19 protein-coding genes, 3 tRNA genes and 3 rRNA genes are annotated in these 24,022 nt (G+C 41.9%); 7 read left to right on the forward strand and 18 right to left on the reverse strand.

Annotated elements, in window-relative coordinates; translation table 11 throughout:
- The first annotated feature begins 53 nt into the window (after positions 1–53).
- Complete coding sequence (gene ilvY, locus GTK47_RS01235) at positions 54–941, forward strand: HTH-type transcriptional activator IlvY (RefSeq protein WP_075674047.1); 888 nt, start codon at positions 54–56, stop codon at positions 939–941.
- Here ilvY and ilvA read toward each other — a convergent pair.
- The 6 genes from ilvA to ilvL form a co-directional block, all read right to left on the reverse strand.
- Positions 927–2,501, reverse strand: coding sequence for a threonine ammonia-lyase, biosynthetic (ilvA, locus tag GTK47_RS01240; RefSeq protein ID WP_165121884.1), 1,575 nt, complete (start codon positions 2,499–2,501; stop codon positions 927–929). The two genes, ilvY and ilvA, sit on opposite strands and share 15 nt — an antisense overlap.
- Positions 2,502–2,503: 2 nt before the next feature.
- Positions 2,504–4,354 (reverse strand): dihydroxy-acid dehydratase, encoded by a 1,851-nt coding sequence (gene ilvD, locus GTK47_RS01245; RefSeq protein WP_165121885.1) that lies wholly within the window; start codon positions 4,352–4,354, stop codon positions 2,504–2,506.
- Between the two features lie 72 nt (positions 4,355–4,426).
- Entirely contained in the window at positions 4,427–5,353 is a 927-nt protein-coding gene (gene ilvE / locus GTK47_RS01250; protein ID WP_023583659.1) for a branched-chain-amino-acid transaminase, read from the reverse strand.
- Between the two features lie 10 nt (positions 5,354–5,363).
- Positions 5,364–5,639, reverse strand: a complete 276-nt coding sequence (ilvM, locus tag GTK47_RS01255; RefSeq protein ID WP_165121886.1) for an acetolactate synthase 2 small subunit — start codon at positions 5,637–5,639, stop codon at positions 5,364–5,366.
- Positions 5,636–7,285, reverse strand: coding sequence for an acetolactate synthase 2 catalytic subunit (ilvG, locus tag GTK47_RS01260; RefSeq protein ID WP_165121887.1), 1,650 nt, complete (start codon positions 7,283–7,285; stop codon positions 5,636–5,638). Before ilvG ends, ilvM begins: the two co-directional genes overlap by 4 nt.
- Before the next feature lie 130 nt (positions 7,286–7,415).
- Positions 7,416–7,517 (reverse strand): ilv operon leader peptide, encoded by a 102-nt coding sequence (ilvL, locus tag GTK47_RS01265; RefSeq protein WP_071788577.1) that lies wholly within the window; start codon positions 7,515–7,517, stop codon positions 7,416–7,418.
- 431 nt (positions 7,518–7,948) lie between these two features.
- On the opposite strand from ilvL, the gene GTK47_RS01270 reads away from it, so the two are divergent.
- Positions 7,949–9,481 (forward strand): YifB family Mg chelatase-like AAA ATPase, encoded by a 1,533-nt coding sequence (locus GTK47_RS01270; protein ID WP_165121888.1) that lies wholly within the window; start codon positions 7,949–7,951, stop codon positions 9,479–9,481.
- A 46-nt stretch (positions 9,482–9,527) separates the two neighbouring features.
- Here the strand turns inward: GTK47_RS01270 and GTK47_RS01275 are convergent, their stop codons facing one another.
- The gene (locus GTK47_RS01275) at positions 9,528–9,866 is read right to left on the reverse strand and encodes a DUF413 domain-containing protein (RefSeq protein ID WP_036939631.1); all 339 of its coding nucleotides are present in this window, start codon (positions 9,864–9,866) and stop codon (positions 9,528–9,530) included.
- 115 nt (positions 9,867–9,981) lie between these two features.
- Between GTK47_RS01275 and hdfR the strand changes: the two genes are divergently transcribed.
- Entirely contained in the window at positions 9,982–10,803 is an 822-nt protein-coding gene (gene hdfR / locus GTK47_RS01280) for an HTH-type transcriptional regulator HdfR (protein WP_165121889.1), read from the forward strand.
- 246 nt (positions 10,804–11,049) lie between these two features.
- On the opposite strand, the gene GTK47_RS01285 is transcribed toward hdfR, so the two are convergent.
- The 6 genes from GTK47_RS01285 to GTK47_RS01310 all read right to left on the reverse strand — a co-directional run bounded on the left by GTK47_RS01285 (position 11,050) and on the right by GTK47_RS01310 (position 16,446).
- A tRNA-Trp gene (locus tag GTK47_RS01285) sits at positions 11,050–11,125 on the reverse strand.
- Positions 11,126–11,132: 7 nt separating this feature from the next.
- Positions 11,133–11,209 (reverse strand) — tRNA-Asp (locus tag GTK47_RS01290).
- A 50-nt stretch (positions 11,210–11,259) separates the two neighbouring features.
- Positions 11,260–11,375 (reverse strand): 5S ribosomal RNA (gene rrf / locus GTK47_RS01295).
- 116 nt (positions 11,376–11,491) lie between these two features.
- Positions 11,492–14,399 (reverse strand): 23S ribosomal RNA (locus GTK47_RS01300).
- A 344-nt stretch (positions 14,400–14,743) separates the two neighbouring features.
- Positions 14,744–14,820 (reverse strand) — tRNA-Glu (locus GTK47_RS01305).
- Positions 14,821–14,903: 83 nt separating this feature from the next.
- Positions 14,904–16,446, reverse strand: a 16S ribosomal RNA gene (locus tag GTK47_RS01310).
- The 16S, 23S and 5S rRNA genes sit together here with 3 tRNA genes alongside, the layout of an rRNA operon.
- Before the next feature lie 612 nt (positions 16,447–17,058).
- Here GTK47_RS01310 and GTK47_RS01315 point away from each other — a divergent pair.
- Positions 17,059–17,622, forward strand: a complete 564-nt coding sequence (locus GTK47_RS01315; RefSeq protein ID WP_165121890.1) for a gamma carbonic anhydrase family protein — start codon at positions 17,059–17,061, stop codon at positions 17,620–17,622.
- On the opposite strand, the gene GTK47_RS01320 is transcribed toward GTK47_RS01315, so the two are convergent.
- The 5 genes from GTK47_RS01320 to dprA are packed head-to-tail and all read right to left on the reverse strand — an operon-like array spanning position 17,598 to position 20,968.
- A complete protein-coding gene (locus GTK47_RS01320; protein ID WP_165121891.1) occupies positions 17,598–17,858 on the reverse strand; it encodes a DUF1488 family protein in 261 nt (86 codons plus the stop codon). The genes GTK47_RS01315 and GTK47_RS01320 overlap by 25 nt on opposite strands.
- Positions 17,855–18,679: a shikimate dehydrogenase gene (aroE, locus tag GTK47_RS01325; RefSeq protein WP_165121892.1), complete on the reverse strand. Its 825-nt coding sequence runs from the start codon at positions 18,677–18,679 to the stop codon at positions 17,855–17,857. Before aroE ends, GTK47_RS01320 begins: the two co-directional genes overlap by 4 nt.
- 5 nt (positions 18,680–18,684) lie before the next feature.
- Positions 18,685–19,254 carry an L-threonylcarbamoyladenylate synthase type 1 TsaC gene (gene tsaC, locus GTK47_RS01330; protein WP_165121893.1) on the reverse strand — a complete coding sequence of 190 codons (570 nt, stop codon included), beginning with the start codon at positions 19,252–19,254 and terminating at the stop codon, positions 18,685–18,687.
- Positions 19,247–19,804 carry a type I DNA topoisomerase gene (locus tag GTK47_RS01335; protein ID WP_165121894.1) on the reverse strand — a complete coding sequence of 186 codons (558 nt, stop codon included), beginning with the start codon at positions 19,802–19,804 and terminating at the stop codon, positions 19,247–19,249. Before GTK47_RS01335 ends, tsaC begins: the two co-directional genes overlap by 8 nt.
- 18 nt (positions 19,805–19,822) lie before the next feature.
- Positions 19,823–20,968, reverse strand: a complete 1,146-nt coding sequence (gene dprA / locus GTK47_RS01340) for a DNA-processing protein DprA (protein ID WP_165121895.1) — start codon at positions 20,966–20,968, stop codon at positions 19,823–19,825.
- Between the two features lie 130 nt (positions 20,969–21,098).
- Between dprA and def the strand changes: the two genes are divergently transcribed.
- From def to rsmB, 3 genes are all read left to right on the forward strand, one after another.
- Positions 21,099–21,623: a peptide deformylase gene (def, locus tag GTK47_RS01345; protein ID WP_165121896.1), complete on the forward strand. Its 525-nt coding sequence runs from the start codon at positions 21,099–21,101 to the stop codon at positions 21,621–21,623.
- 26 nt (positions 21,624–21,649) lie between these two features.
- Entirely contained in the window at positions 21,650–22,597 is a 948-nt protein-coding gene (gene fmt, locus GTK47_RS01350; RefSeq protein ID WP_165121897.1) for a methionyl-tRNA formyltransferase, read from the forward strand.
- Positions 22,598–22,696: 99 nt separating this feature from the next.
- The gene (rsmB, locus tag GTK47_RS01355; RefSeq protein ID WP_165121898.1) at positions 22,697–23,965 is read left to right on the forward strand and encodes a 16S rRNA (cytosine(967)-C(5))-methyltransferase RsmB; all 1,269 of its coding nucleotides are present in this window, start codon (positions 22,697–22,699) and stop codon (positions 23,963–23,965) included.
- Positions 23,966–24,022: the final 57 nt, after the last annotated feature.

A 24,022-nucleotide genomic window follows, 5' to 3' on the forward strand; every position in this document is an offset into this window, starting at 1 on the left:
GATAGTGTTGCAAAAAATGCAACGTTCTTTTTTATCACCTAAGGCGGCAGGCAATGGATATTCGTGATCTCAAACTCTTCCTGCATTTAGCTGAAAGTTGTCACTTCACCAAGACAGCACAAGCGATGCACGTCAGCCCTTCTACGCTCTCTCGTCAAATTCAACGACTTGAAGAAAGCTTAGGCCACCCTCTGTTTTTACGTGATAACCGACAGGTGACTCTCACTGATGCGGGCGAACAGCTAAAACGCTATGCTCAACAAACTTTATTGCAATATAAGCAACTTAAGCACACGCTAAATCAAAATAGCCCCAGCCTTTCTGGTGAGCTACGCCTGTTTTGTTCTGTAACAGCGGCTTACAGCCATTTGCCACCTATTCTTGACCGTTTTCGTGCAGAAAATCCATTAGTTGAAATAAAGCTCACCACAGGAGATGCAGCTGATGCGGTCGATAAAGTGCAATCTGATGAAGCCGATTTAGGTATTGCAGGAAAACCTGAAAAGCTTCCTGAAAATATCTGCTTTGAAAAAATAGGTGAAATACCATTAGTACTGATTGCGCCTGCACTGCCTTGCAATGTTCGCCATCTTGCAACGCAAGAGAAACCTGATTGGCTCAATATTCCATTTATCATTCCTGAACATGGCCCATCACGACAACGAATTGCGTTATGGTTTAAACGCCACCGTATCCATAATCCTTTAATTTATGCGACTGTTTCAGGGCATGAAGCAATTGTCTCAATGGTTGCGTTAGGTTGTGGTATTGCACTTATCCCACAAGTTGTCGTTGATAACTGCCCTGAGCCAGTTCGTAATCGCATCTCTTCATTGGATAATATTTCAATGGTAGAACCTTTCGAGTTAGGCGTTTGCGGATTACACAAACGCCTTCAAGAACCTGTGATCAGTGCTTTTTGGCGATTACTCCACGACTAAACTTGTCGTTTGTGGTGACAGAAATAACTGAAAAGAAGGATTTCCTGTCTCATCATGATATTCATAACCTAATGCATCTAAATGTCGCTCGAAACGCCCTTCTGTTTCGGGCAATTCAAATGCCACCAGCACACGTCCATAATCGGTACCATGACTACGATAGTGGAATAACGTAATATTCCAATAAGTTCCTAATGTTTTTAAAAACTTCATTAAAGCGCCCGGTGATTCAGGAAACTCAAAGCTAAATAAACGCTCTTTAAGCGGTTTATTAGGACGACCCCCGACCATATAACGCACATGAAGTTTTGCCATTTCATCATCAGACAAATCAGCCACTTGATAACCCGCAGTCGTAAGTTCACGCAAAATTTCTTTACGCTCTGTCAGTCCTTGGCTTAAACGAACACCAACAAAAATACGTGCATTTTCAGGATCTGCATCGCTATAGCGATAATTAAATTCAGTGACAACGCGCTGACCTAAGATCTGACAAAAACGCAAAAAACTCCCCTTTTGTTCAGGGATCGTCACCGCTAATAATGCTTCGCGTTTTTCGCCGAGTTCACAGCGTTCAGAGACATAACGTAGTCCATGAAAATTCACATTTGCACCGGAAAGCACATGTGCTAGACGCTCACCTTTAATCTGGTGATCTTCAACGTATTTTTTAAGCCCAGCCAATGCCAACGCGCCTGAAGGCTCTGCAATCGCACGCACATCTTCAAATAAATCTTTTACTGCGGCACAAATTTCATCACTATCAACAGTTATTACATCATCAACATATTTTTGGCATAAACGAAAAGTTTCATCACCAATACGCTTAACGGCAACACCTTCTGCAAATAAGCCTACTCGAGCTAATTCGACAGGGTGTCCTACCTCTAATGCGGCTTTTAAACATGCAGCATCTTCTGCTTCAACACCAATAACTTTAATTTCTGGCATAAGTTGTTTAATTAATACCGCCACCCCAGCAATTAAACCACCACCACCAACTGGTACGAAAATACGATCAAGATGAACATCTTGTTGTAAGAGTTCCATTGCCAGTGTTGCCTGTCCTGCAATAACAGCAGGATGATCAAAAGGTGGAACAAAGGTGTATCCCATCTCTTCAGACAGCGCGATAGCTTTCGCTTTTGCTTCATCAAAGTTGGCTCCATAAAGCAAAGCTTCTCCACCAAATTGGCGAACAGCATCGACTTTAATATCCGCTGTTGCCACTGGCATCACGATTAATGCCTTTACCCCCATTCGATTCGCTGACAGCGCAACACCTTGAGCATGGTTACCCGCAGAAGCCGTCACAACACCTTTCGCTTTTTGTTCAGGAGTCAGCCCTGCAATCATGGTATAAGCACCACGTAATTTAAAGCTGTGAACAGGTTGTCGGTCTTCGCGCTTAACTAAAATTGTATTTTCTAAACGCTCAGAGATTTTTATCATCTCTTGGAGCGGGGTGACTATTGCGGCTTCATAAACCGGCGCGCTCAGCGCCGCTTTTAAATATTCAGCGCTACTTGGCGCTGAATTTAAAGGTCTAAAGGCAGCCATTTTTAGCCCCCTAATTTAGATTTATCACGCACCGCACCTTTATCGGCACTAGTGGCTAAAGAAGCATAAGCGCGTAAAGCAAACGAAACTTGGCGCTGTCTATTTTGTGGTGTCCACGCTTTATCACCACGGGAATTTTGTGCATCACGGCGAGCAGATAATGTTTTATCATCTACCTTTAATGAGATTTCACGAGTTGGAATATTGATAGAGACGATATCGCCCTCTTCCACTAAACCAATTACGCCACCATTTGCTGCTTCAGGTGAAACATGCCCGATAGATAAACCTGATGTTCCACCAGAGAAACGTCCATCAGTGATAAGTGCACAAGCTTTACCTAATCCCATTGATTTTAAATAAGAGGTTGGATAGAGCATCTCTTGCATACCCGGCCCACCTTTAGGGCCTTCGTAGCGAATAATGACCACATCGCCCGCCACTACTTTTCCACCTAAGATAGCCTCAACAGCATCATCTTGGCTTTCATATACTTTTGCGGGACCACTAAAAATTAAGTTATCTTCATCAACACCGGCGGTTTTAACAATACAGCCATCGACTGCTAAGTTTCCGGATAAAACCGCTAATCCACCATCTTGGCTATAAGCATGCTCTTTACTGCGGATACACCCGTTTTCACGATCGGTATCTAAGGTTGGCCAACGACAATTTTGAGAGAATGCCTTCGTGGTACGAATACCAGCAGGGCCAGCTTGGAACATTGATTTTACTTGCTCATCTTGCGTTAACATCACGTCATATTGCGCTAATGTTTCTGGCAGAGTTAACCCTAAGATATTATCTACATTACGGTTCAGTAATCCGGCTCTGTCTAATTCACCTAAAATACCCATGACCCCACCTGCGCGGTGAACATCTTCCATATGATATTTTTGTGTACTTGGTGCCACTTTACATAAATGAGGTACTTGGCGAGAAAGTCTATCGATATCTTCCATAGTGAAATCAACTTCACCTTCTTGCGCAGCTGCCAATAAATGCAGAACCGTATTGGTCGAGCCACCCATTGCAATATCTAAGATCATCGCATTTTCAAAAGCTTCTTTTTTAGCGATATTGCGTGGTAATGCGGACTCATCATCTTTTTCATAATAGCGCTTGGTTAATTCAACAATGCGCTTGCCTGCGTTAATAAAAAGCGTTTCACGATCTGCGTGTGTTGCAAGTAATGAACCATTTCCTGGTTGAGATAATCCCAGAGCCTCTGTTAAACAGTTCATTGAGTTTGCGGTAAACATACCTGAACAGGATCCACAGGTTGGGCACGCTGATCGTTCGATTTGCTCACTATCCGCATCGCTGACATTTGGATTTGCCCCTTGGATCATGGCATCAACCAGATCCAATTTGATCAGTTGGTCTGAAAGCTTCGTTTTACCTGCTTCCATAGGACCACCAGAAACAAAAATAACCGGAATATTTAAACGTAAAGACGCCATTAACATTCCTGGGGTGATCTTGTCGCAGTTTGAGATACACACCATCGCATCAGCACAGTGTGCATTAACCATATATTCCACAGAGTCTGCGATAAGTTCACGGGATGGCAAAGAGTAAAGCATGCCACCATGTCCCATTGCGATACCATCATCAACCGCAATGGTATTAAATTCTTTAGCGACACCACCAGCGGCTTCAATTTGCTCAGCAACGAGTTTTCCTAAATCCCGCAGATGCACATGACCCGGTACAAATTGCGTAAATGAGTTCACAACTGCGATAATGGGTTTACCAAAATCAGCATCAGTCATTCCCGTTGCACGCCATAAGGCACGGGCTCCAGCCATATTACGACCGTGTGTCGTTGTCGCTGAACGGTATTTAGGCATTTTTCACACTCCTGCGATAAAGAAAGCGAGTAGGGAACGATCTACCCGCTAAACAAATTTATTTGATTATGTTTATGAATTGATTGGATCTAACCAGCCGTATTTATCTTCTGTTTCACCCGTAAACAGACCAAAGAATGCTTTTTGAATTGCTTTGGTCACAGGGCCACAACGTCCGATACCTACTTGGATACCATCAACACTACGTACTGGTGTAATCTCTGCGGCTGTACCTGACATAAAGACTTCATCTGCAAGATAAAGTGATTCACGAGAAAGCACTTGTTCACGCACTTCATAACCTAGATCTTTTGCTAATTTGATTATGGCATCACGCGTGATCCCTGGCAGTGCTGATGAAGTAAATGGAGGTGTAAAAATAACGCCATCTTTTACTTCAAATAGGTTTTCACCAGCACCTTCGGATAAATAGCCATGAACATCTAATGCAATCCCTTCTTGGTAACCATGACGGCGAGCTTCACTTCCCACTAATAATGAAGATAAATAGTTACCACCAGCTTTAGCTGCGGTTGGAATAGTATTTGGTGCAGCACGGTGCCAAGAAGAAACCATTGCATCAATACCTTTATCTAAAGCTTCTTCACCGAGATATGCTCCCCATGGGAATGCAGCAATGATCACATCTGTTTTATAGCCTGCAGGTGGGTTAACCCCCATACCAACATCACCAATAAAAACTAATGGACGAATATAAGCACTGACTAATTTGTTTTTACGTAAGGTTTCACGACATGCTTCCATTAACTCATCAACACTTTGCTCAACAGGCATACGATAAATTTTGGCTGAGTCATGTAAACGTTGCATATGCTCACGATGGCGAAATACCACAGGACCTTTATGAGAATTGTAACAACGCACACCTTCAAATACGGAAGTACCATAATGCAATGCGTGAGACATCACATGAACCTTTGCCTCAGCCCATGGAACCATTTCACCGTTAAACCAAATATAATCAGCTTGCTTTGTCATTCTTTTATCCTTACATGGCACTTAGTGCATTCATGAATCGTAATTTTTCTTTCTGTTGATGTGATACTTGAATACCTGCAACATCAGCTAACTTTGTTAACTGGCTGCACAGAAGCTCTAATGGACGCGGACTACTCACCGTCAGACTTAAATTAATATTGTTACTCTCTGTGATATTCATATTCATTGAGCATATATGAAAACCACGATGACGGATAACTCTCAGGATACGTTCTAAGATCTCTGGGCAAAAACGGGCTTCAATTGTGATATTGTGTTGGTTCATTTTGATTTCTCCATCATCTCATCATTGCTTGCGCCCGGCGGAACTAAAGGCCAGACATTTTCTGCGTCATCGATAGATACCTGTAATAAGTAAGGGCCATCGCTCTCTAATAAACATTTTATTGCATCAGCAACTTGTGCTTTTTCTGTAATGCGTTGCCCCGGGATATCAAAAGCTTTGGCTAAGGCAACAAAGTCTGGATTGTCTGTTAAAATGGTTTCGCTATAACGTTGTTCAAAAAACAACTCTTGCCATTGGCGAACCATCCCAAGACGTTGGTTATCTAATAACACCAATTTGATAGGTAATTGCTTACGTTTAATTGTGCCCAGCTCCTGCACATTCATCATAAAAGAGCCGTCGCCTGATACACAGATAACACATGCATCTGGTCTAGCTATTTGAGCACCTACCGCAGCAGGGATACCAAATCCCATCGTGCCTAAACCACTTGAGGTGATAAAATTTTCAGGTGTATCAAATGTCATATGTTGTGCTGACCACATTTGATGTTGGCCGACATCTGTTGTCACAACCGTATTCTCAGGTTTCGCATCTGATAATTGTTTTAATAATAATGGTGCATAAATTGCAGAACCGGGATGGTCATAACGCCAAGCGTGTTCTGCTTTTAATTCTTGAATTTCTTGTTGCCAAGCAGCGATGGATAATGGCTGAGACAATGCAGGTAACAACGCTTTTGCATCACCCAATAACGCAACATGCGCCTGTTTCAATTTATTTAATTCTGCATGGTCGATATCGATATGGATAACCTTTGCATTAGGTGCAAAAGTATTTAATCGACCCGTTACGCGATCATCAAAACGTGCACCAACAGCAATTAATAAATCACTACGCTGAACAGCATAATTTGCCGCTTTAGTACCATGCATACCTAACATGCCTAAATAATTGGCATCTAACGCATCAGCACAGCCCAAACCTTTTAAAGTGGAAACAACGGGCATTCCTGTTTGCGTCACAAATTCTCTTAACGTTTCCACAGCATTACTCATGGCAACACCACCACCTACATATAAAATAGGTTTTTGTGCCTTCGCTAACATCTGCATCGCTTGTGTCAGCTCTTGTGCTGGATAAGGAAACTCTTGCTCTTCGGGTAATTCATAGCTTGATAAATGGGAAGCATCAGCCAATTGAACATCTTTAGGAATATCAATTAAAACAGGCCCAGGGCGGCCTTGAGATGCGATAGAAAATGCCTCTGATAACACTCTCGGTAATTCATCAACGTTTGAAACTAAAAAACTATGTTTTGTACACGCCAACGAAAGACCTAAAACATCAATTTCTTGGAATGCATCAGTACCAATTAAATCGGAAGCAACTTGCCCAGTGATAGCAACAACAGGCACAGAATCTAACAATGCATCAGCAAGCCCAGTGATAACATTAGTAGCGCCTGGGCCTGATGTCGCGATACAAACACCCGTTGTACCTGTAGAGCGAGCAAAACCAATAGCAGCAATTGCAGCACCTTGTTCATGGCGACATAAAATATGTTCAACACCGCCATCATAAAGGGCATCGTAAACAGGCATGATCGCACCGCCAGGGTAACCAAAGACTGTTTCAACTTGATGTTTTCGTAATGCCTGTACTAACCACTGTGCTCCATTCATTCTCTCACCCTGCCATCTTAACTTCTTGTTTAATTTGAATTTATTTTCTATTTAATCTCTTTTTCAAACTTAGGCTCAAAAAAAACCCCCGCGCCTTTCGGTGCGGGGGTTTTTAAGAGATCCGGCTAGTTTAGTTAGCCTTTCTTCGTCCTAGTGCAGCCCCGCACGGTGGGTTAATAATCACCACCACGCTGACAATAATTAGGCTAATCACTAGGACGATAGTATTCATAGTTTTATAACTTCTTTTCTTATTAAAATGTTTGTTGTGTTGTGTTTTCTTTCACTCTGTCCTTTTAGAGTTATCATGATATTTTAGAATTGACAACGTTTATTTTAAAAATAATCGTAACACAATGAATTTTATATATATTTTTATACCACAATCCACCATTAGAACATATATCTATAAAATATTTATTTTTTAGTTATTAATGCTGATAAAGAACCCGTTACTTTGTTTTTTCTACTATCATACGTCATTATTTAAAGCCCAAAAGAGAACATATTTTTTATTATATTTATTAAATTATTTATTTATTTAATTAATTACTATATTTCAATATGTTATGTTATTTTCGAGATACTTCGCATTTATTTAACTCTCCATTTAACACAAAAGAAAAAATAATTTAAAAAGAAAAAAATAATGGAGAATAAAAAATGGCATTAGCAATAATATATACGCGTGCCTCTTTAGGAATATCAGCTCCGCTTATTACTATCGAGGCTCATATTAGTCAGGGATTACCCGGATTAACATTAGTTGGATTACCTGAAACTGTCGTAAAAGAAGCAAAAGACAGAGTAAGAAGTGCATTAATTAATAGTGGGTATATTTATCCTGCCAAAAGAATAACAATTAATCTTTCGCCCGCTGATTTACCCAAAGAAGGGGCACGTTATGATTTACCTATTGCACTTGCAATATTAATTGCATCAGAACAGTTAATTTCAGATAAATTAGAACGTTATGAGTTTATAGGAGAGCTTGCACTTTCTGGAAAATTACAACGAGTAAACGCCATTATTCCTTCAATTCTTAGTGCTTCAAAAGATCGTCGAATATGCATTGTATCAACAGAACATCAAACTGAAGTTTCATTATTACCCAATAAATCAGCTTTACTAGCCTCTCATCTTTTAGAAATTTGCCACCACCTAGAAAATAATACACCATTAATTGAAACAGAAAGCTTTATTATTAATGATGAAATTGAAAATCAAGATAATAAAGATATGAGCGATATAATTGGCCAAAATAATGCAAAAAGGGCAGCGGAAATTACAGCAGCAGGAAATCACAACATTTTATTTCTTGGCCCACCGGGAACAGGGAAAACAATGTTAGCGCAAAGGATAAGTACGCTTCTTCCACCTTTAACTGCTAAAGAAGCACTTGATGTATTAATCATTAGTAGTTTAAGAGGAGTAACATTTGATGAAAAAAAGTGGCCTACAAGACCATTTAGAGCCCCACATCATACTTCCTCTGCTGTTGCTTTAACAGGAGGAGGGGCTCTTCCTAAACCAGGAGAAATTACATTAGCACATCACGGTATTTTATTTTTAGATGAACTGCCTGAATTCGAACGCCGTGTACTCGATGCACTACGAGAACCTCTAGATGCTAGAGAAATTACTATTTCACGAGCAAAAGCCAAAATAAGCTACCCAGCCAACGTATTATTGGTCGGTGCATTAAATCCAAGCCCAACAGGGCACTATCAAGGTAATCACAATCGAGCACCAATAAAACAGATCCTGCGCTATTTAAGCAAGGTTTCTGGACCTTTTTTAGATAGGTTTGATTTATCTGTCGAAATGCCACTGCTTCCTCAAGGCGCGCTTATTCATCCCACATTTACTACTGAAAGTAGTACTGCAATTAGAGAACGTGTTCTTACGGCAAGAGAAAAGCAATTTGCACGATGTGGAAAAGTGAATACTTATTTGACTGGAAAAGAGATTGAATGCTATTGCTCGTTAAGTACTAGTGATGCAACTTTTCTTGAAGACACGCTAAATAAATTAGGATTATCAATACGAGCTTGGCATAAGATTTTAAGAGTATCGAGAACTATCGCAGACCTTGCGAATGAAGAGAAAATACAAAGAAATCATTTAATTGAAGCATTAAGCTTTCGTGCAATGGATAGATTAATGATCTATTTACAAAAGCAACTAGATGGGTAAATAAAAAGGAGCGAAAATACGCCCCTTTTAACTAAAACTAATGATATTAATCATCAGAGTCGGTATAGTCATCAGATGGATCGAGCTGCGGCTTTCCACCCGATAATGTATGAAAACGTTTTGGACGACTTATACGACTAGTATATTTCTTCCAAATTTTTTCTTCGACCGTTGCTGCTTCTCGTTCGCCACGACACATGGCAACAAATAATTTTTCCGCTTCAGTTGTAGGCTCTCGTTTGCCTAAATCAAGCTCATTAAAGGCTTGACCATGACGTTCCAATATCTGGGATTCCTTGATAGTGAAATCGCCATGACGAGAAAAACCACGCGGATAATGTTTATTGTCAAAAAAACGATTAGTCGTGATAAAACTTTCTGCCATCTGACACACTCCTAATTCTCTATCGTCATACTTATGGCGCGGAGTATTAGATAGTCATGCAGTTCTGTAAAACAAAATATTTAAATCGTAACGACAAATTTTTTTGGAGATAGATGTGGATACCGAATTACTGAAAACCTTTTTGGAAGTCAGTAAGACTAGACACTTTGGACGAGCCGCTGAATCTCTTTATTTAACGCAGTCTGCGGTTAGTTTTAGAATACGACAATTGGAAACACAGTTAGGCACAAGTCTGTTTACACGCCATCGTAATAATATTCGTCTAACTGTCGCGGGTGAAAGGCTGATCCCTTATGCTGAATCGTTAATGAATACATGGCTTCTCGCTAAAAAAGAGATTAGCCATGCTTCTCAACATTCAGAGCTATCAATTGGCGCCACAGCATCACTCTGGGAAGCATATCTAACATCTTGGTTACAGGAATCTTATCTAGAAAGAAAAGAGCTTAGAATCGAATCTAGAGTCTCTACAAGGCAATCTCTTGTAAAACAACTTCATGCAAGAGAGATCGATCTTCTTTTTACGACTGAAGCACCAAAGATGGATGAATTAGAAAGTAAAGTTATTGGTGATATTACTTTCCAGTTGATGAAAATAGCATCAAATAAAACAGAAGAAATAGCACAATTTATCAAAATTGAATGGAGCGCTGATTTTCTGCCTTTTCTTCCTAATGGGGCAGTGCAAAAAATTGATCCTATTTTAACCACTAACTCCGCAATGATTGCTTATCAATTAATGAAAACAACTCAAGCAGTTGCATTTCTACCTACACACTGGCTCGATCTCTATTCAGATCTTGCTCCTGCCTCAACAGAAATTATTCAAAAACCTTTATTTGCGGTTTGGCTAAATACCAGTGATCAACAAGTATTGATACAACAACTATTAAAACAGCCGATAAACAACCAATAAAACTTAAATCCACTCTATAGTTATTCATAATATTAATGAATCACTTTTGGATTTAAGTTTTATCTCTAGAATTTATAAGATATAACAGAGAATATTACCGATAAATATTGGCAAAGGGAGTGCATTGGTAAGTCAGTTGATGAGTGTTTAGAGCAGTAAATATTAAGAATGTATAAATAACAAAAAGCCCAGTTAATTAACTGGGCTACAAAGAAGTATAAATTTTGTTATTACTTAATTGGTAACTGGCAGGGGCGGAGAGGCTCGAACTCCCAACACCCGGTTTTGGAGACCGGTGCTCTACCAATTGAACTACGCCCCTAAATAGTTGGCGGAACGGACGGGACTCGAACCCGCGACCCCCTGCGTGACAGGCAGGTATTCTAACCAACTGAACTACCGCTCCGCGTATTCTTTGTGCGATTAATGTTATTGAACACTAACGCTTTAATTAATGCCTGGCAGTTCCCTACTCTCACATGGGGAGGCCCCACACTACCATCGGCGCTACAACGTTTCACTTCTGAGTTCGGCATGGTTTCAGGTGGGTCCGCTGCGCTATGGCCGCCAAGCAAATTCTGTTTTATTACCCGCTTCTTTCCTTTCGGTCAGTCGCCAGCAATATCAATCTTAAACAAGCTTACTTCATCTACTGTTTGTCTCTCAGACAAAACACCTTCGGTGTTGTCAGGTTAAGCCTCACGGTTCATTAGTACTGGTTAGCTCAACGTATCGCTACGCTTACACACCCAGCCTATCAACGTCTTAGTCTTAAACGTTCCTTTAGGTCACTCAAGGTGACAGGGAAGACTCATCTCGAGGCAAGTTTCCCGCTTAGATGCTTTCAGCGGTTATCTCTTCCGCACTTAGCTACCGGGCAATGCCATTGGCATGACAACCCGAACACCAGTGGTGCGTTCACTCCGGTCCTCTCGTACTAGGAGCAACCCCTCTCAATCTTCCAACGCCCACGGCGAGATAGGGACCGAACTGTCTCACGACGTTCTAAACCCAGCTCGCGTACCACTTTAAATGGCGAACAGCCATACCCTTGGGACCTACTTCAGCCCCAGGATGTGATGAGCCGACATCGAGGTGCCAAACACCGCCGTCGATATGAACTCTTGGGCGGTATCAGCCTGTTATCCCCGGGTACCTTTTTATCCGTTGAGCGATGGCCCTTCCATTCAGAACCACCGGATCACTAAGACCTACTTTCGTACCTGCTCGAGCCGTCACTCTCACAGTCAAGCTGGCTTATGCCTTTGCACTAACCGCATGATGTCCGACCATGCTTAGCCAACCTTCGTGCTCCTCCGTTACTCTTTAGGAGGAGACCGCCCCAGTCAAACTACCCACCAGACACGGTCCCCGATCCAGATTATGGACCTAGGTTAGAACATCAAACGTTAAAGGGTGGTATTTCAAGGTTGACTCCATGCAGACTGGCGTCCACACTTCATAGTCTCCCACCTATCCTACACATCAAGGCTCAATGTTCAGTGTCAAGCTATAGTAAAGGTTCACGGGGTCTTTCCGTCTTGCCGCGGGTACACTGCATCTTCACAGCGAGTTCAATTTCACTGAGTCTCGGGTGGAGACAGCCTGGCCATCATTACGCCATTCGTGCAGGTCGGAACTTACCCGACAAGGAATTTCGCTACCTTAGGACCGTTATAGTTACGGCCGCCGTTTACTGGGGGCTTCGATCAAGAGCTTCTCCCTAAGGATAACCCCATCAATTAACCTTCCAGCACCGGGCAGGCGTCACACCGTATACGTCCACTTTCGTGTTTGCACAGTGCTGTGTTTTTAATAAACAGTTGCAGCCAGCTGGTATCTTCGACTGGCTTCGGCTCCGTCCGCAAGGGACTTCACTTACCGCCAGCGTGCCTTCTCCCGAAGTTACGGCACCATTTTTGCCTAGTTCCTTCACCCGAGTTCTCTCAAGCGCCTGAGTATTCTCTACCTGACCACCTGTGTCGGTTTGGGGTACGATTGTTGGTAACCTGAAGCTTAGAGGCTTTTCCTGGAAGCAGGGCATCAATTGCTTCACCACCTTAGTGGCTCGTCATCACACCTCAGCATTAAGTGACCGGATTTGCCTAATCACTCTGCCTACATGCTTGAACCGGGACGACCGTCGCCCGGACAACCTAGCCTTCTCCGTTCCCCCATCGCAGTTACCACCAGTACGGGAATATTAACCCGTTTCCCATCGACTACGCTTTTCAGCCTCGCCTTAGGGGTCGACTCACCCTGCCCCGATTAACGTTGGACAGGAACCCTTGGTCTTCCGGCGTGCGGGTTTTTCACCCGCATTATCGTTACTTATGTCAGCATTCGCACTTCTGATACCTCCAGCATGCCTCACAGCACACCTTCGCAGGCTTACAGAACGCTCCCCCTACCCAACAACACATAAGTGTCGCTGCCGCAGCTTCGGTGCATGGTTTAGCCCCGTTACATCTTCCGCGCGGGCCGACTCGACCAGTGAGCTATTACGCTTTCTTTAAATGATGGCTGCTTCTAAGCCAACATCCTGGCTGTCTGAGCCTTCCCACTTCGTTTCCCACTTAACCATGACTTTGGGACCTTAGCTGGCGGTCTGGGTTGTTTCCCTCTTCACGACGGACGTTAGCACCCGCCGTGTGTCTCCCGTGATAACATTCTTCGGTATTCGCAGTTTGCATCGAGTTGGTAAGTCGGGATGACCCCCTAGTCGAAACAGTGCTCTACCCCCGAAGATGAGTTCACGAGGCGCTACCTAAATAGCTTTCGGGGAGAACCAGCTATCTCCCGGTTTGATTGGCCTTTCACCCCCATCCACAAGTCATCCGCTAATTTTTCAACATTAGTCGGTTCGGTCCTCCAGTTAGTGTTACCCAACCTTCAACCTGCCCATGGATAGATCACCGGGTTTCGGGTCTATACCCTGCAACTCATTCGCCCAGTTAAGACTCGGTTTCCCTACGGCTCCCCTATACGGTTAACCTCGCTACAGAATATAAGTCGCTGACCCATTATACAAAAGGTACGCAGTCACCCCATAAAGAGGCTCCTACTGCTTGTACGTACACGGTTTCAGGTTCTTTTTCACTCCCCTCGCCGGGGTTCTTTTCGCCTTTCCCTCACGGTACTGGTTCACTATCGGTCAATCAGGAGTATTTAGCCTTGGAGGATGGTCCCCCCATATTCAGACAGGATAACACGTGTCCCGCCCTACTCGTCGAGTTCACAATAACAGCATCTTCAGATACGGGGCTATCACCCTTTACTGCCGGACTTTCCAGACCGTTCTCCTGATGCTGCTATTGATTAAGACTCTGGGCTGTTCCCCGTTCGCTCGCCGCTACTAGGGGAATCTCGGTTGATTTCTTTTCCTCGGGGTACTGAGATGTTTCAGTTCTCCCGGTTCGCTTCATGACGCTATGTATTCACGTCATGATAATATCCATTGGATATTGGGTTTCCCCATTCGGAAATCGTCGGGTATAACGGTTCATATCACCTTACCGACGCTTATCGCAGATTAGCACGTCCTTCATCGCCTCTGATTGCCTAGGCATCCACCGTGTACGCTTATTCGCTTAACCTCACAACCCGAAGGTGTCTTCTAAAACGGATTGCTGCGCTTCATGATTTCGACGTTGGGCAGTGCTCGCAATGCTCACATACTTTGAGTATGCTCCGCTTGCTGTGCGCTGTCCGCCTTGAAATCATTTTGCTCGCATATCCTTTCTGAAGAGTACTTTCAGATTTGAGATTTTGAGAGACTCATCAATATACCTCGGTGATATATTGATTTGTTTTCAATTTTTCAGCTTGTTCCAGATTGTTAAAGAGCATAATAGGTAAAATAACTCATGCGAATTATCTTAACTATTCTCTGACTTTCATCAGACATAGTGTGGTACGCCTTTCACTCATACCGCGCAATTGGCGTCCCCTAGGGGATTCGAACCCCTGTTACCGCCGTGAAAGGGCGGTGTCCTAGGACCTCTAGACGAAGGGGACTTCAGTCAGCTTCGCAGACGCGCTTTGCTCGTTCTTCATCAGACAATCTGTGTGAGCACTGCACATAACACGTATCTCTTAGGTAAGGAGGTGATCCAACCGCAGGTTCCCCTACGGTTACCTTGTTACGACTTCACCCCAGTCATGAATCACAAAGTGGTAAGCGCCCTCCCGAAGGTTAAGCTACCTACTTCTTTTGCAACCCACTCCCATGGTGTGACGGGCGGTGTGTACAAGGCCCGGGAACGTATTCACCGTAGCATTCTGATCTACGATTACTAGCGATTCCGACTTCATGGAGTCGAGTTGCAGACTCCAATCCGGACTACGACAGACTTTATGAGTTCCGCTTGCTCTCGCGAGGTCGCTTCTCTTTGTATCTGCCATTGTAGCACGTGTGTAGCCCTACTCGTAAGGGCCATGATGACTTGACGTCATCCCCACCTTCCTCCGGTTTATCACCGGCAGTCTCCTTTGAGTTCCCGCCATTACGCGCTGGCAACAAAGGATAAGGGTTGCGCTCGTTGCGGGACTTAACCCAACATTTCACAACACGAGCTGACGACAGCCATGCAGCACCTGTCTCAGAGTTCCCGAAGGCACTCCTCTATCTCTAAAGGATTCTCTGGATGTCAAGAGTAGGTAAGGTTCTTCGCGTTGCATCGAATTAAACCACATGCTCCACCGCTTGTGCGGGCCCCCGTCAATTCATTTGAGTTTTAACCTTGCGGCCGTACTCCCCAGGCGGTCGATTTAACGCGTTAGCTCCAGAAGCCACGGTTCAAGACCACAACCTCTAAATCGACATCGTTTACAGCGTGGACTACCAGGGTATCTAATCCTGTTTGCTCCCCACGCTTTCGCACCTGAGCGTCAGTCTTTGTCCAGGGGGCCGCCTTCGCCACCGGTATTCCTCCACATCTCTACGCATTTCACCGCTACACGTGGAATTCTACCCCCCTCTACAAGACTCTAGCCAACCAGTTTCAGATGCAATTCCCAAGTTAAGCTCGGGGCTTTCACATCTGACTTAATTGACCGCCTGCGTGCGCTTTACGCCCAGTAATTCCGATTAACGCTTGCACCCTCCGTATTACCGCGGCTGCTGGCACGGAGTTAGCCGGTGCTTCTTCTGCGGGTAACGTCAATTGCTAAGAGTATTAATCTTAACACCTTCCTCCCCGCTGAAAGTACTTTACAACCCTAAGGCCTTCTTCATACACGCGGCATGGCTGCATCAGGCTTGCGCCCATTGTGCAATATTCCCCACTGCTGCCTCCCGTAGGAGTCTGGGCCGTGTCTCAGTCCCAGTGTGGCTGATCATCCTCTCAGACCAGCTAGAGATCGTTGCCTAGGTGAGCCATTACCTCACCTACTAGCTAATCCCATATGGGTTCATCCGATAGCGCAAGGTCCGAAGAGCCCCTGCTTTGGTCCGTAGACGTCATGCGGTATTAGCCACCGTTTCCAGTAGTTATCCCCCTCTATCGGGCAGATCCCCATACATTACTCACCCGTCCGCCGCTCGTCAGCAAGAAAGCAAGCTTTCCCCTGTTACCGCTCGACTTGCATGTGTTAGGCCTGCCGCCAGCGTTCAATCTGAGCCATGATCAAACTCTTCAATTAAAAGTGTTTGATGCTCAAAGAAATCGAAAACTTAGCTATTCATAAATGAATTACTTTTGTTGTTCACTCTTCAAGACTTGATACATCTAATATTTTAGAAGATATCGTCTCTGCGAGTGCCCACACAGATTGTCTGATAATTTGTTAAAGAGCAGTGCAACATTCGCTGCCGTTTCCGGTCTTCTGCGTTGTTGCGAGGAGGCGTATATTACGTTATTCCTCTGAAGAGTCAAGAGTTTTTTCAAACTTTTTTCTTTTCTCTTCGCTGTCCTTCGTGGCTGTTGTCAGCTCATCGTCGGTCAGTGGATGCGCATTATAGGGAGTTCTCGGATTAGCGCAAGTATTTATTTCAACTTTTTTTCCGTTCGTTCTCTTTTTGAACTTTACGTCTATTTTTGATACAAAAAACATCTTTTGTGTGTAAAAAATATACGCTGTATCTTGTTATTGTCTATTCGGTATATTCTATCAATCACACTCTATTGCTCTACTTTCCCCTTTATTATCGGTTTTTATAGTCTTACAGTATAAAAATCATTGCTCTCGCCAGCCGGCCCCACCCGCTGCTATGCTTTTCTTATTATAAAGTGAAACCAAATACGAGGTTAAATTATGGGGAAATCAACAATCAGGAATTACTTACACTTTTCGCCTTCTATTGATAAAGATGTTTTTATTGATGAAACAGCAACTGTGATTGGAGATGTACGGATTAGTGAAGATGTCAGTATCTGGCCTATGGTTGTTATTCGTGGTGATGTGAATTACGTAAGTATTGGCAAAAGATCAAATATTCAAGATGGTTCAGTTCTTCATGTCACTCACATCTCACCCAAGGATCCTGAAGGTTTTCCTCTTATTATTGGTGATAATGTTACTGTTGGGCACAAAGCAATGTTACACGGATGCACAATAGGAGATCGTGTTTTAGTCGGAATGGGTTCTATTTTACTTGATGGCGCCATTATTGAAGACGATGTAATGATTGGCGCAGGTAGTTTAGTTCCTCCAGGAAAGCGACTTGAAAGTGGTTTTCTTTATTTAGGAAGCCCAGTGAAAAAAATCCGCCCACTTTCATCAGCAGAAATAGAACACTTTATCTATTCTGCTAATAATTATGTCGGGTGGAAAAATAACTATCTAGCGACTCGTCAATCTGCCATAGATAAAGAATAGATAGGATGGAGAGTTGATAACTCATATTCCGTTACCAACTCTTCAAATTCTTCTTCAATATCCCAACGATTTTGTTTAAATAATAAAATTCCTTCCCCAATACCAAAACGCTCAATAAGCTCTTGCTCTGTAATTTGACAATCAAAAAGCATTCCGTTGAACATTATAGGAAAAAGAACACTTCTATTCTCAGCTAGCCATATTTCACGATCTGGAAATTGAATGGATTGGTTCATTGATTTAATCTTTCTCTTAATACATTAAGGACAGGATTAATATCTGGCACAAGTTCATACCATAGTTCAAATGCATAAGCAGCTTGTCCTACTAACATACCTAGTCCATCTGATAAACGCGTACTCCCATGTTTTAATGCGTTATATAGAAATGATGTCATCCCTGTTTGATAATAAAGGTCGTAGCACGCTGTATCAAAACCATAAACATCGTTAGGAATAGGCGGTAAATCATTAGTCATGCTGGATGCAGAGGCATTTATAATTAAATCGTAATGTCTATCTGCAACATCTTCAGCAGCTATTGCACGGATCGTTCCAAACTGACTAAATTCTTTTACTAATTGTTCAGCTTTAGCAAAGGTACGATTGGTTAAAGTAATATCACAATCAAAATCGAGTAATGGAAGCAATATTCCTCTTGTTGCACCACCAGCGCCAATAACTAAGACTGATTTAACCTTATTAGGTACAATAAAATCGAGTCTTGCTAAATCCAGAATAAGACCTTGCCCGTCAGTGTTATCACCAAGGAGTGAGCCATCTTCCAATTTAACAATAGAGTTAACTGCGCCACATGCTTTCGCTCTATCCGTTAATTTATCCACAAAACGGAATGCATCTTCTTTAAAAGGAACTGTAACATTAGCTCCTCGCCCCCCATTAGAAAAAAAATGCGAGGCTGTTTTATCAAATTCACCTAAAGGAACAAGTAAACGCCCATAGCCATACTCTATTCCTGTTTGTTTTGAAAAAAATTGGTGGATGAAAGGAGACTGACTATGCTCGATAGGATTTCCCATCACTAAATATTTTTCCATCACAATCACCCTTGTCGGTATAATTCACCCGTTAATGCATCTCGGATTTCAGAAGGATTCTGTCTACCACCGACATTCCCTTCAACGATAGGAATTGTATCCTGAAACTGTTCTTTTACCTCTTCTACTGTACGACATGGCGGTAATCCACTTAAATTTGCGCTCGTTGAAACTAATGGTTTTCCATAGGCTAGACAAAGTTCTTTAACAACTGTGTGGTCTGTCACCCGCACAGCTAAAGAAGAAAATTTTCCAGTTAGCCATTTTGGCGTCGTTGATTTAGCAGGAATAACCCATGTAACAGGTCCAGGCCAAGACGCAAACATTCTATCTCGCTGAGTTTGTGTCAATGCGCTATCGTCGATATAAGGTTTCAATTGCTCATAGTTATCAGCAATTAAAATTAGCCCTTTATCAATTGAGCGTTGCTTTAACATTAATAGTGCCGTAACAGCATGTTCGCTATCAGGATCACAACCTACCCCAAATACGGCTTCTGTTGGGTATGCGATAACTTTATTATTTTTTAATGCTTCTATTATAGAGCTGCTTACAGGTGATGCTTCGTTATTCATGTTCTTCTCTTTTTGTTTGTTGCTTTCCACATAATTTGCTGGCGCACACCAATCTTACTCCTTGAGAAGACCTTTTTTCCATCAATAATGGATAGTGGCAATATTCGCATTCACCATTAACAGGTTTGTTATTTAATACAAACTGGCATTCTGGATATTGGTTACAAGCATAAAAAGTCTTACCAAACCGAGATTTACGTTGTAATAACTTCCCTTGTTCACATTGAGGGCAAGGTATAACGGTTTCATCAGGTTTATCAATTTGTTCTATATGTTCACATTCAGGATAATTACTACAACCAATAAACATCCCAAATTTACCCTGACGCAAAACTAAATCAGCACCACAACACTTACAAGGTTGCCCTTCTAAAACTTTTATAATTTGCCCATCACCTTGTGATTTTAATGTTTTAATATAGTGGCAATCAGGGTAAGCCGAACATCCTAAAAAAGGACCATGTCCTCCATTTTTCATCACTAATGTGCTGCCACATTCAGGGCATTTTTCCTGTTCAGGTTGCTGTGTAAACGGCATATTCTTTGCCATTGTTTTACCTCATTACACTTATTCCAATCGAGTATAGCCACCAGCCACAATAGCGACTTTTTCAATAAGCTCAAGTTCTAATAAAAGAGGAGCTAATTCAGAAGTTGATAATCCACTATCCTGAGCAATGATATCAATGGGTACTGTTTTATTAAAACGTAGAAAAGGTAATATCACATCCATTGCCTGTTGTTGTTCAGGTGTAAATTGCTCTACTTTAGTCTCTTGTTTTTCGTGATTGATAAGCGCTGTATATTCTTCTGTGATTTGTTTTTGTTGATACTCATTAACACAAGTAAGCCACTGCAAAGAGCTATTTAAATATTCAAAGATATCTTCAGGTGAAGATGCTAAATTTGCACCTTGCTTAATAAGTTGGTGATTGCCTTCAAAATGAATGTCGCCTAATAGCCCTGGTAACACAAATAACTCTTTACCTTGTTGCAAAGCATAGTTTGCTGTTATTAAAGAACCGCTTTTAATTCCTGCTTCGACAATAAGTAGTGCAGCACTTAGCCCACTAATAATCCGATTACGTTGAGGAAAATGGCGTGCTAAAGGCGGAGTCATAGGTAAATGTTCAGAAATGAGAAGACCTGATTCTTTTATTTGTGTCGCAAGAGTACGATGAAATGATGGATAAATCTGCTCTAAACCGCTCCCTAATACCGCAATAGTAATACCATTATTTTTTAATGCGCTTCGATGTCCAATACCATCAATACCTTGAGCTAATCCACTTGTAATAGTTAACTCTTTCTTAACTAGTTCCTGCGCAAAATAAGTTGCCCATTTGGAACCATATGGTGTAGCAACTCGACTACCAATTAATGCAATTTGTGTGCTTTTTAAATACTGCCTATTCCCTGCAACAAAAAGCAAAAGCGGGGGCGATGATATTTGCTTTAATAAGGGTGGATAATCTGAATCTGTAATCGTTAATAATGATGATTCGTTTTTATCTAACCATTTTAATGTATCGTTGACAGCATTTGTATGAAGTCTTAAGAATTGATGACTTTGCTGTTCTGACAGGCCACAACCTATTAATCGCCCTTGATTTAATTGAGTTAAAGATTGTAGATACCTTGCAATTTGAATCGCTTTACTAATGGGGAGTCTTGAAACAGCATTAAGTCTTATCCATATTTCTCTAGCATCCATGCATTATCCTAATATTATTTTTAGCAAACAGGGTGAGTGCTAAACACACCAAATACTGTCAATCTAGACAATAAATGTCTAGAATAGACGTTAAATCCTATTCACATTTTAGAAACAGTCCGAATAAATTATGGCAGTGTTACACGTATTACATTATCCAGACGAGCGCCTTCGCACGATTGCAAAGCCAGTCGAAAAAGTTGATGCCGAAATCCAAAAAATTGTCGATGATATGTTTGAAACAATGTATTTGGAAGAAGGTATCGGCTTAGCTGCGACACAGGTGAATATCCACCAGCGCATTATCGTCATTGATGTCTCTGAAACAAGAGATCAAAGACTGGTATTAATAAACCCAGAACTTCTTGATGCTGATGGCGATACAGGTATAGAAGAAGGCTGTTTGTCTGTTCCAGAACAGCGTGCTTTTATTCCTCGTGCAGAGCATGTAAAAGTAAAAGCTCTTGATTACAATGGCCAACCTTTTGAGTTAGAGGCTGATGATTTATTGGCTATCTGTATTCAACATGAAATGGATCATTTAGTTGGTAAATTATTTGTGGATTATTTATCCCCATTAAAACGCCAACGCATCCGTCAAAAAGTTGAAAAACTCGATAAGCTAGATAAAAAAAGAGCTAAAGCAGGACAGTAACAGTTAAATTGAAACAGGAAGAAAACGTGTCTGATTCATTACGTATTATTTTTGCGGGAACACCCGATTTTGCGGCTCGACATTTAGCTGCATTGTTATCAACTCAACATCGTGTGGTGGGAGTACTCACTCCTCCAGATAAACCCGCAGGAAGAGGTAAGAAACTGACTATTAGCCCTGTTAAAGAACTGGCGTTAACTCATAATATTCCTGTTTATCAGCCTTCCTCTTTAAAACCAGAAGAGAATCATGAATGGATAGCAGCACAACAAGCAGACATTATGATTGTTGTCGCTTATGGCATGATCTTACCTAAAGCAGTTCTTGAAATACCGCGTTTAGGTTGCCTTAATGTGCATGGTTCTCTCCTTCCTAAATGGCGTGGAGCTGCACCAATTCAACGCTCTTTGTGGGCAGGAGATAAAGAAACAGGTGTCACAATTATGCAAATGGATGTGGGCTTGGATACGGGTGATATGCTGTATAAAGCCTCATGCCCAATTACGAGTGAAGATACCAGTGCATCTCTTTATGAAAAGCTTGCAGAGCTTGGACCTAAGGCTCTAACAACTACGTTAGATCTCATTACCTCAGGTAAAATAAAAGCTGAAAAACAAGATGATAATTTAGCAAATTACGCACAAAAATTATCTAAAGAAGAAGCAAAAATTGATTGGTCATTATCAGCAGAACAAATTGAACGTTGCATAAGAGCATTCAATCCGTGGCCAATGAGCTTTTTCATGTTAGACGAGCAACCTGTGAAAGTATGGAAAGCACAAGCTATTGCTGATGATACAGCTCAACCAGCAGGAACTTTATTAAAAGCAGATAAAACGGGTATTTATATTGCGACAAGTAACGGCATTCTAAATATCACTGAATTACAACCTTCTGGTAAGAAACCTATGGCTTCTGCTGATTTCTTAAACTCCAAGCGAGATTGGTTCACTCCAGGAAAAATTATTCAATAATAATTCTAAACCCTGATGTCTAACACTATTATCAGGGTTTTCCTTTTTTCACGCCAATGTAGTACATCTCTGGCGCTCAATATTAAACGTTAACTCATCATGAAAACGTCATACAACTTACGTAGCATTGCAGCCAAAGCAATTAACCAAGTATTAGATCAAGGCTTATCTCTAAGTACCGTCATACCTGAACTTCAAAAAAATGTTTCAGACAAAGACAAAGCATTACTACAGGAACTTTGCTTTGGTGTATTACGTACATTACCACAATTAGAATGGATTATTCAGCAACTCATGGATAAACCATTAAAAGGTAAACAACGTATTTTACACTACCTCATTATGGTTGGCTTATATCAGCTTCTTTATACACGTATTCCTGCTCATGCAGCTCTAGCCGAAACAGTAAATGGTGCTGTTGCACTAAAAAAACCACAGTTAAAAGGATTAATTAACGGTGTGTTACGTCAGTTTCAGCGTCAACAAGATATCCTAAATGAACGTTTTCAAAATAGTGAAAATCGTTTTCTTCACCCATCATGGCTACTTGCCCGTATTAAACAGGCCTATCCTGAACAATGGATGAGTATTGTTGAAGGTAATAATCAAAAACCACCTATGTGGTTACGTGTAAATCAACGCCATCATTCGCGAGAAAAATATTTAACATTACTTGAAAAGGAAGAAATTGCCGCTGTTGCTGATGATAACCACCCTTTTGCGATCCGTTTAGAGAACCCATGTAACGTAAATCTTCTTCCTGGATTTGCTGATGGTTGGGTAACAGTTCAAGATCGTTCGGCTCAGCGTTGTGCTGAATTATTAGCACCAGAAAATAAAGAGCAGATCCTTGATTTATGTGCAGCGCCGGGTGGTAAAACAACACATATTTTAGAGATAGCTCCTCAGGCTCAAGTATTAGCAATCGATATAGATGAGCAACGTTTGAAACGTGTACAAGAAAACCTTACGCGTTTAAAACTTAATGCCGTAGTCAAAAGTGGTGATGGTCGTTATCCTGAACAATGGTGTGCCGGTATGCAATTTGACCGAATTCTTCTTGATGCACCATGCTCAGCAACAGGCGTTATCCGCCGTCATCCAGATATTAAGTGGCTTCGCCGTAATGACGACATTGAGCAATTAGCTCAAATTCAAAAAGAGATCCTTCACGCTATTTGGCCATACCTAAAATCTGGTGGTACGTTGGTTTATGCAACCTGCTCTATTTTGCCTGAAGAGAATAAACAACAAGTTGAAGCATTTTTAGCCTCAACAAAAGATGCACAATGTGATTATCAGCACCAATGCTTACCAGAAGAAGAAGGTGGCGATGGTTTCTTTTATGCATTGATCAAGAAAATATGATCTTGTGATAAAAGATGATATCAGATCTAAAAAACGCTACTATTTCAACGCAAGATC

Source organism: Proteus sp. ZN5 (genome assembly GCF_011046025.1).
GTDB lineage: Bacteria > Pseudomonadota > Gammaproteobacteria > Enterobacterales > Enterobacteriaceae > Proteus.

Excerpts from the sequence above, each read along its gene's own strand:
- ilvY (WP_075674047.1), top strand. The coding sequence starts at position 54 with ATGGATATTCGTGATCTCAAACTCTTCCTGCATTTAGCTGAAAGTTGT.
- GTK47_RS01335 (WP_165121894.1), bottom strand. The coding sequence starts at position 19,804 with ATGGCAAAGAATATGCCGTTTACACAGCAACCTGAACAGGAAAAATGC.
- GTK47_RS01315 (WP_165121890.1), top strand. The coding sequence starts at position 17,059 with ATGGGGAAATCAACAATCAGGAATTACTTACACTTTTCGCCTTCTATT.
- def (WP_165121896.1), top strand. The coding sequence starts at position 21,099 with ATGGCAGTGTTACACGTATTACATTATCCAGACGAGCGCCTTCGCACG.
- ilvE (WP_023583659.1), bottom strand. The coding sequence starts at position 5,353 with ATGACAAAGCAAGCTGATTATATTTGGTTTAACGGTGAAATGGTTCCA.
- tsaC (WP_165121893.1), bottom strand. The coding sequence starts at position 19,254 with ATGAATAACGAAGCATCACCTGTAAGCAGCTCTATAATAGAAGCATTA.
- GTK47_RS01275 (WP_036939631.1), bottom strand. The coding sequence starts at position 9,866 with ATGGCAGAAAGTTTTATCACGACTAATCGTTTTTTTGACAATAAACAT.
- GTK47_RS01270 (WP_165121888.1), top strand. The coding sequence starts at position 7,949 with ATGGCATTAGCAATAATATATACGCGTGCCTCTTTAGGAATATCAGCT.
- ilvM (WP_165121886.1), bottom strand. The coding sequence starts at position 5,639 with ATGAACCAACACAATATCACAATTGAAGCCCGTTTTTGCCCAGAGATC.
- ilvA (WP_165121884.1), bottom strand. The coding sequence starts at position 2,501 with ATGGCTGCCTTTAGACCTTTAAATTCAGCGCCAAGTAGCGCTGAATAT.
- GTK47_RS01320 (WP_165121891.1), bottom strand. The coding sequence starts at position 17,858 with ATGAACCAATCCATTCAATTTCCAGATCGTGAAATATGGCTAGCTGAG.
- ilvG (WP_165121887.1), bottom strand. The coding sequence starts at position 7,285 with ATGAATGGAGCACAGTGGTTAGTACAGGCATTACGAAAACATCAAGTT.
- ilvL (WP_071788577.1), bottom strand. The coding sequence starts at position 7,517 with ATGAATACTATCGTCCTAGTGATTAGCCTAATTATTGTCAGCGTGGTG.
- rsmB (WP_165121898.1), top strand. The coding sequence starts at position 22,697 with ATGAAAACGTCATACAACTTACGTAGCATTGCAGCCAAAGCAATTAAC.
- ilvD (WP_165121885.1), bottom strand. The coding sequence starts at position 4,354 with ATGCCTAAATACCGTTCAGCGACAACGACACACGGTCGTAATATGGCT.
- dprA (WP_165121895.1), bottom strand. The coding sequence starts at position 20,968 with ATGGATGCTAGAGAAATATGGATAAGACTTAATGCTGTTTCAAGACTC.
- aroE (WP_165121892.1), bottom strand. The coding sequence starts at position 18,679 with ATGGAAAAATATTTAGTGATGGGAAATCCTATCGAGCATAGTCAGTCT.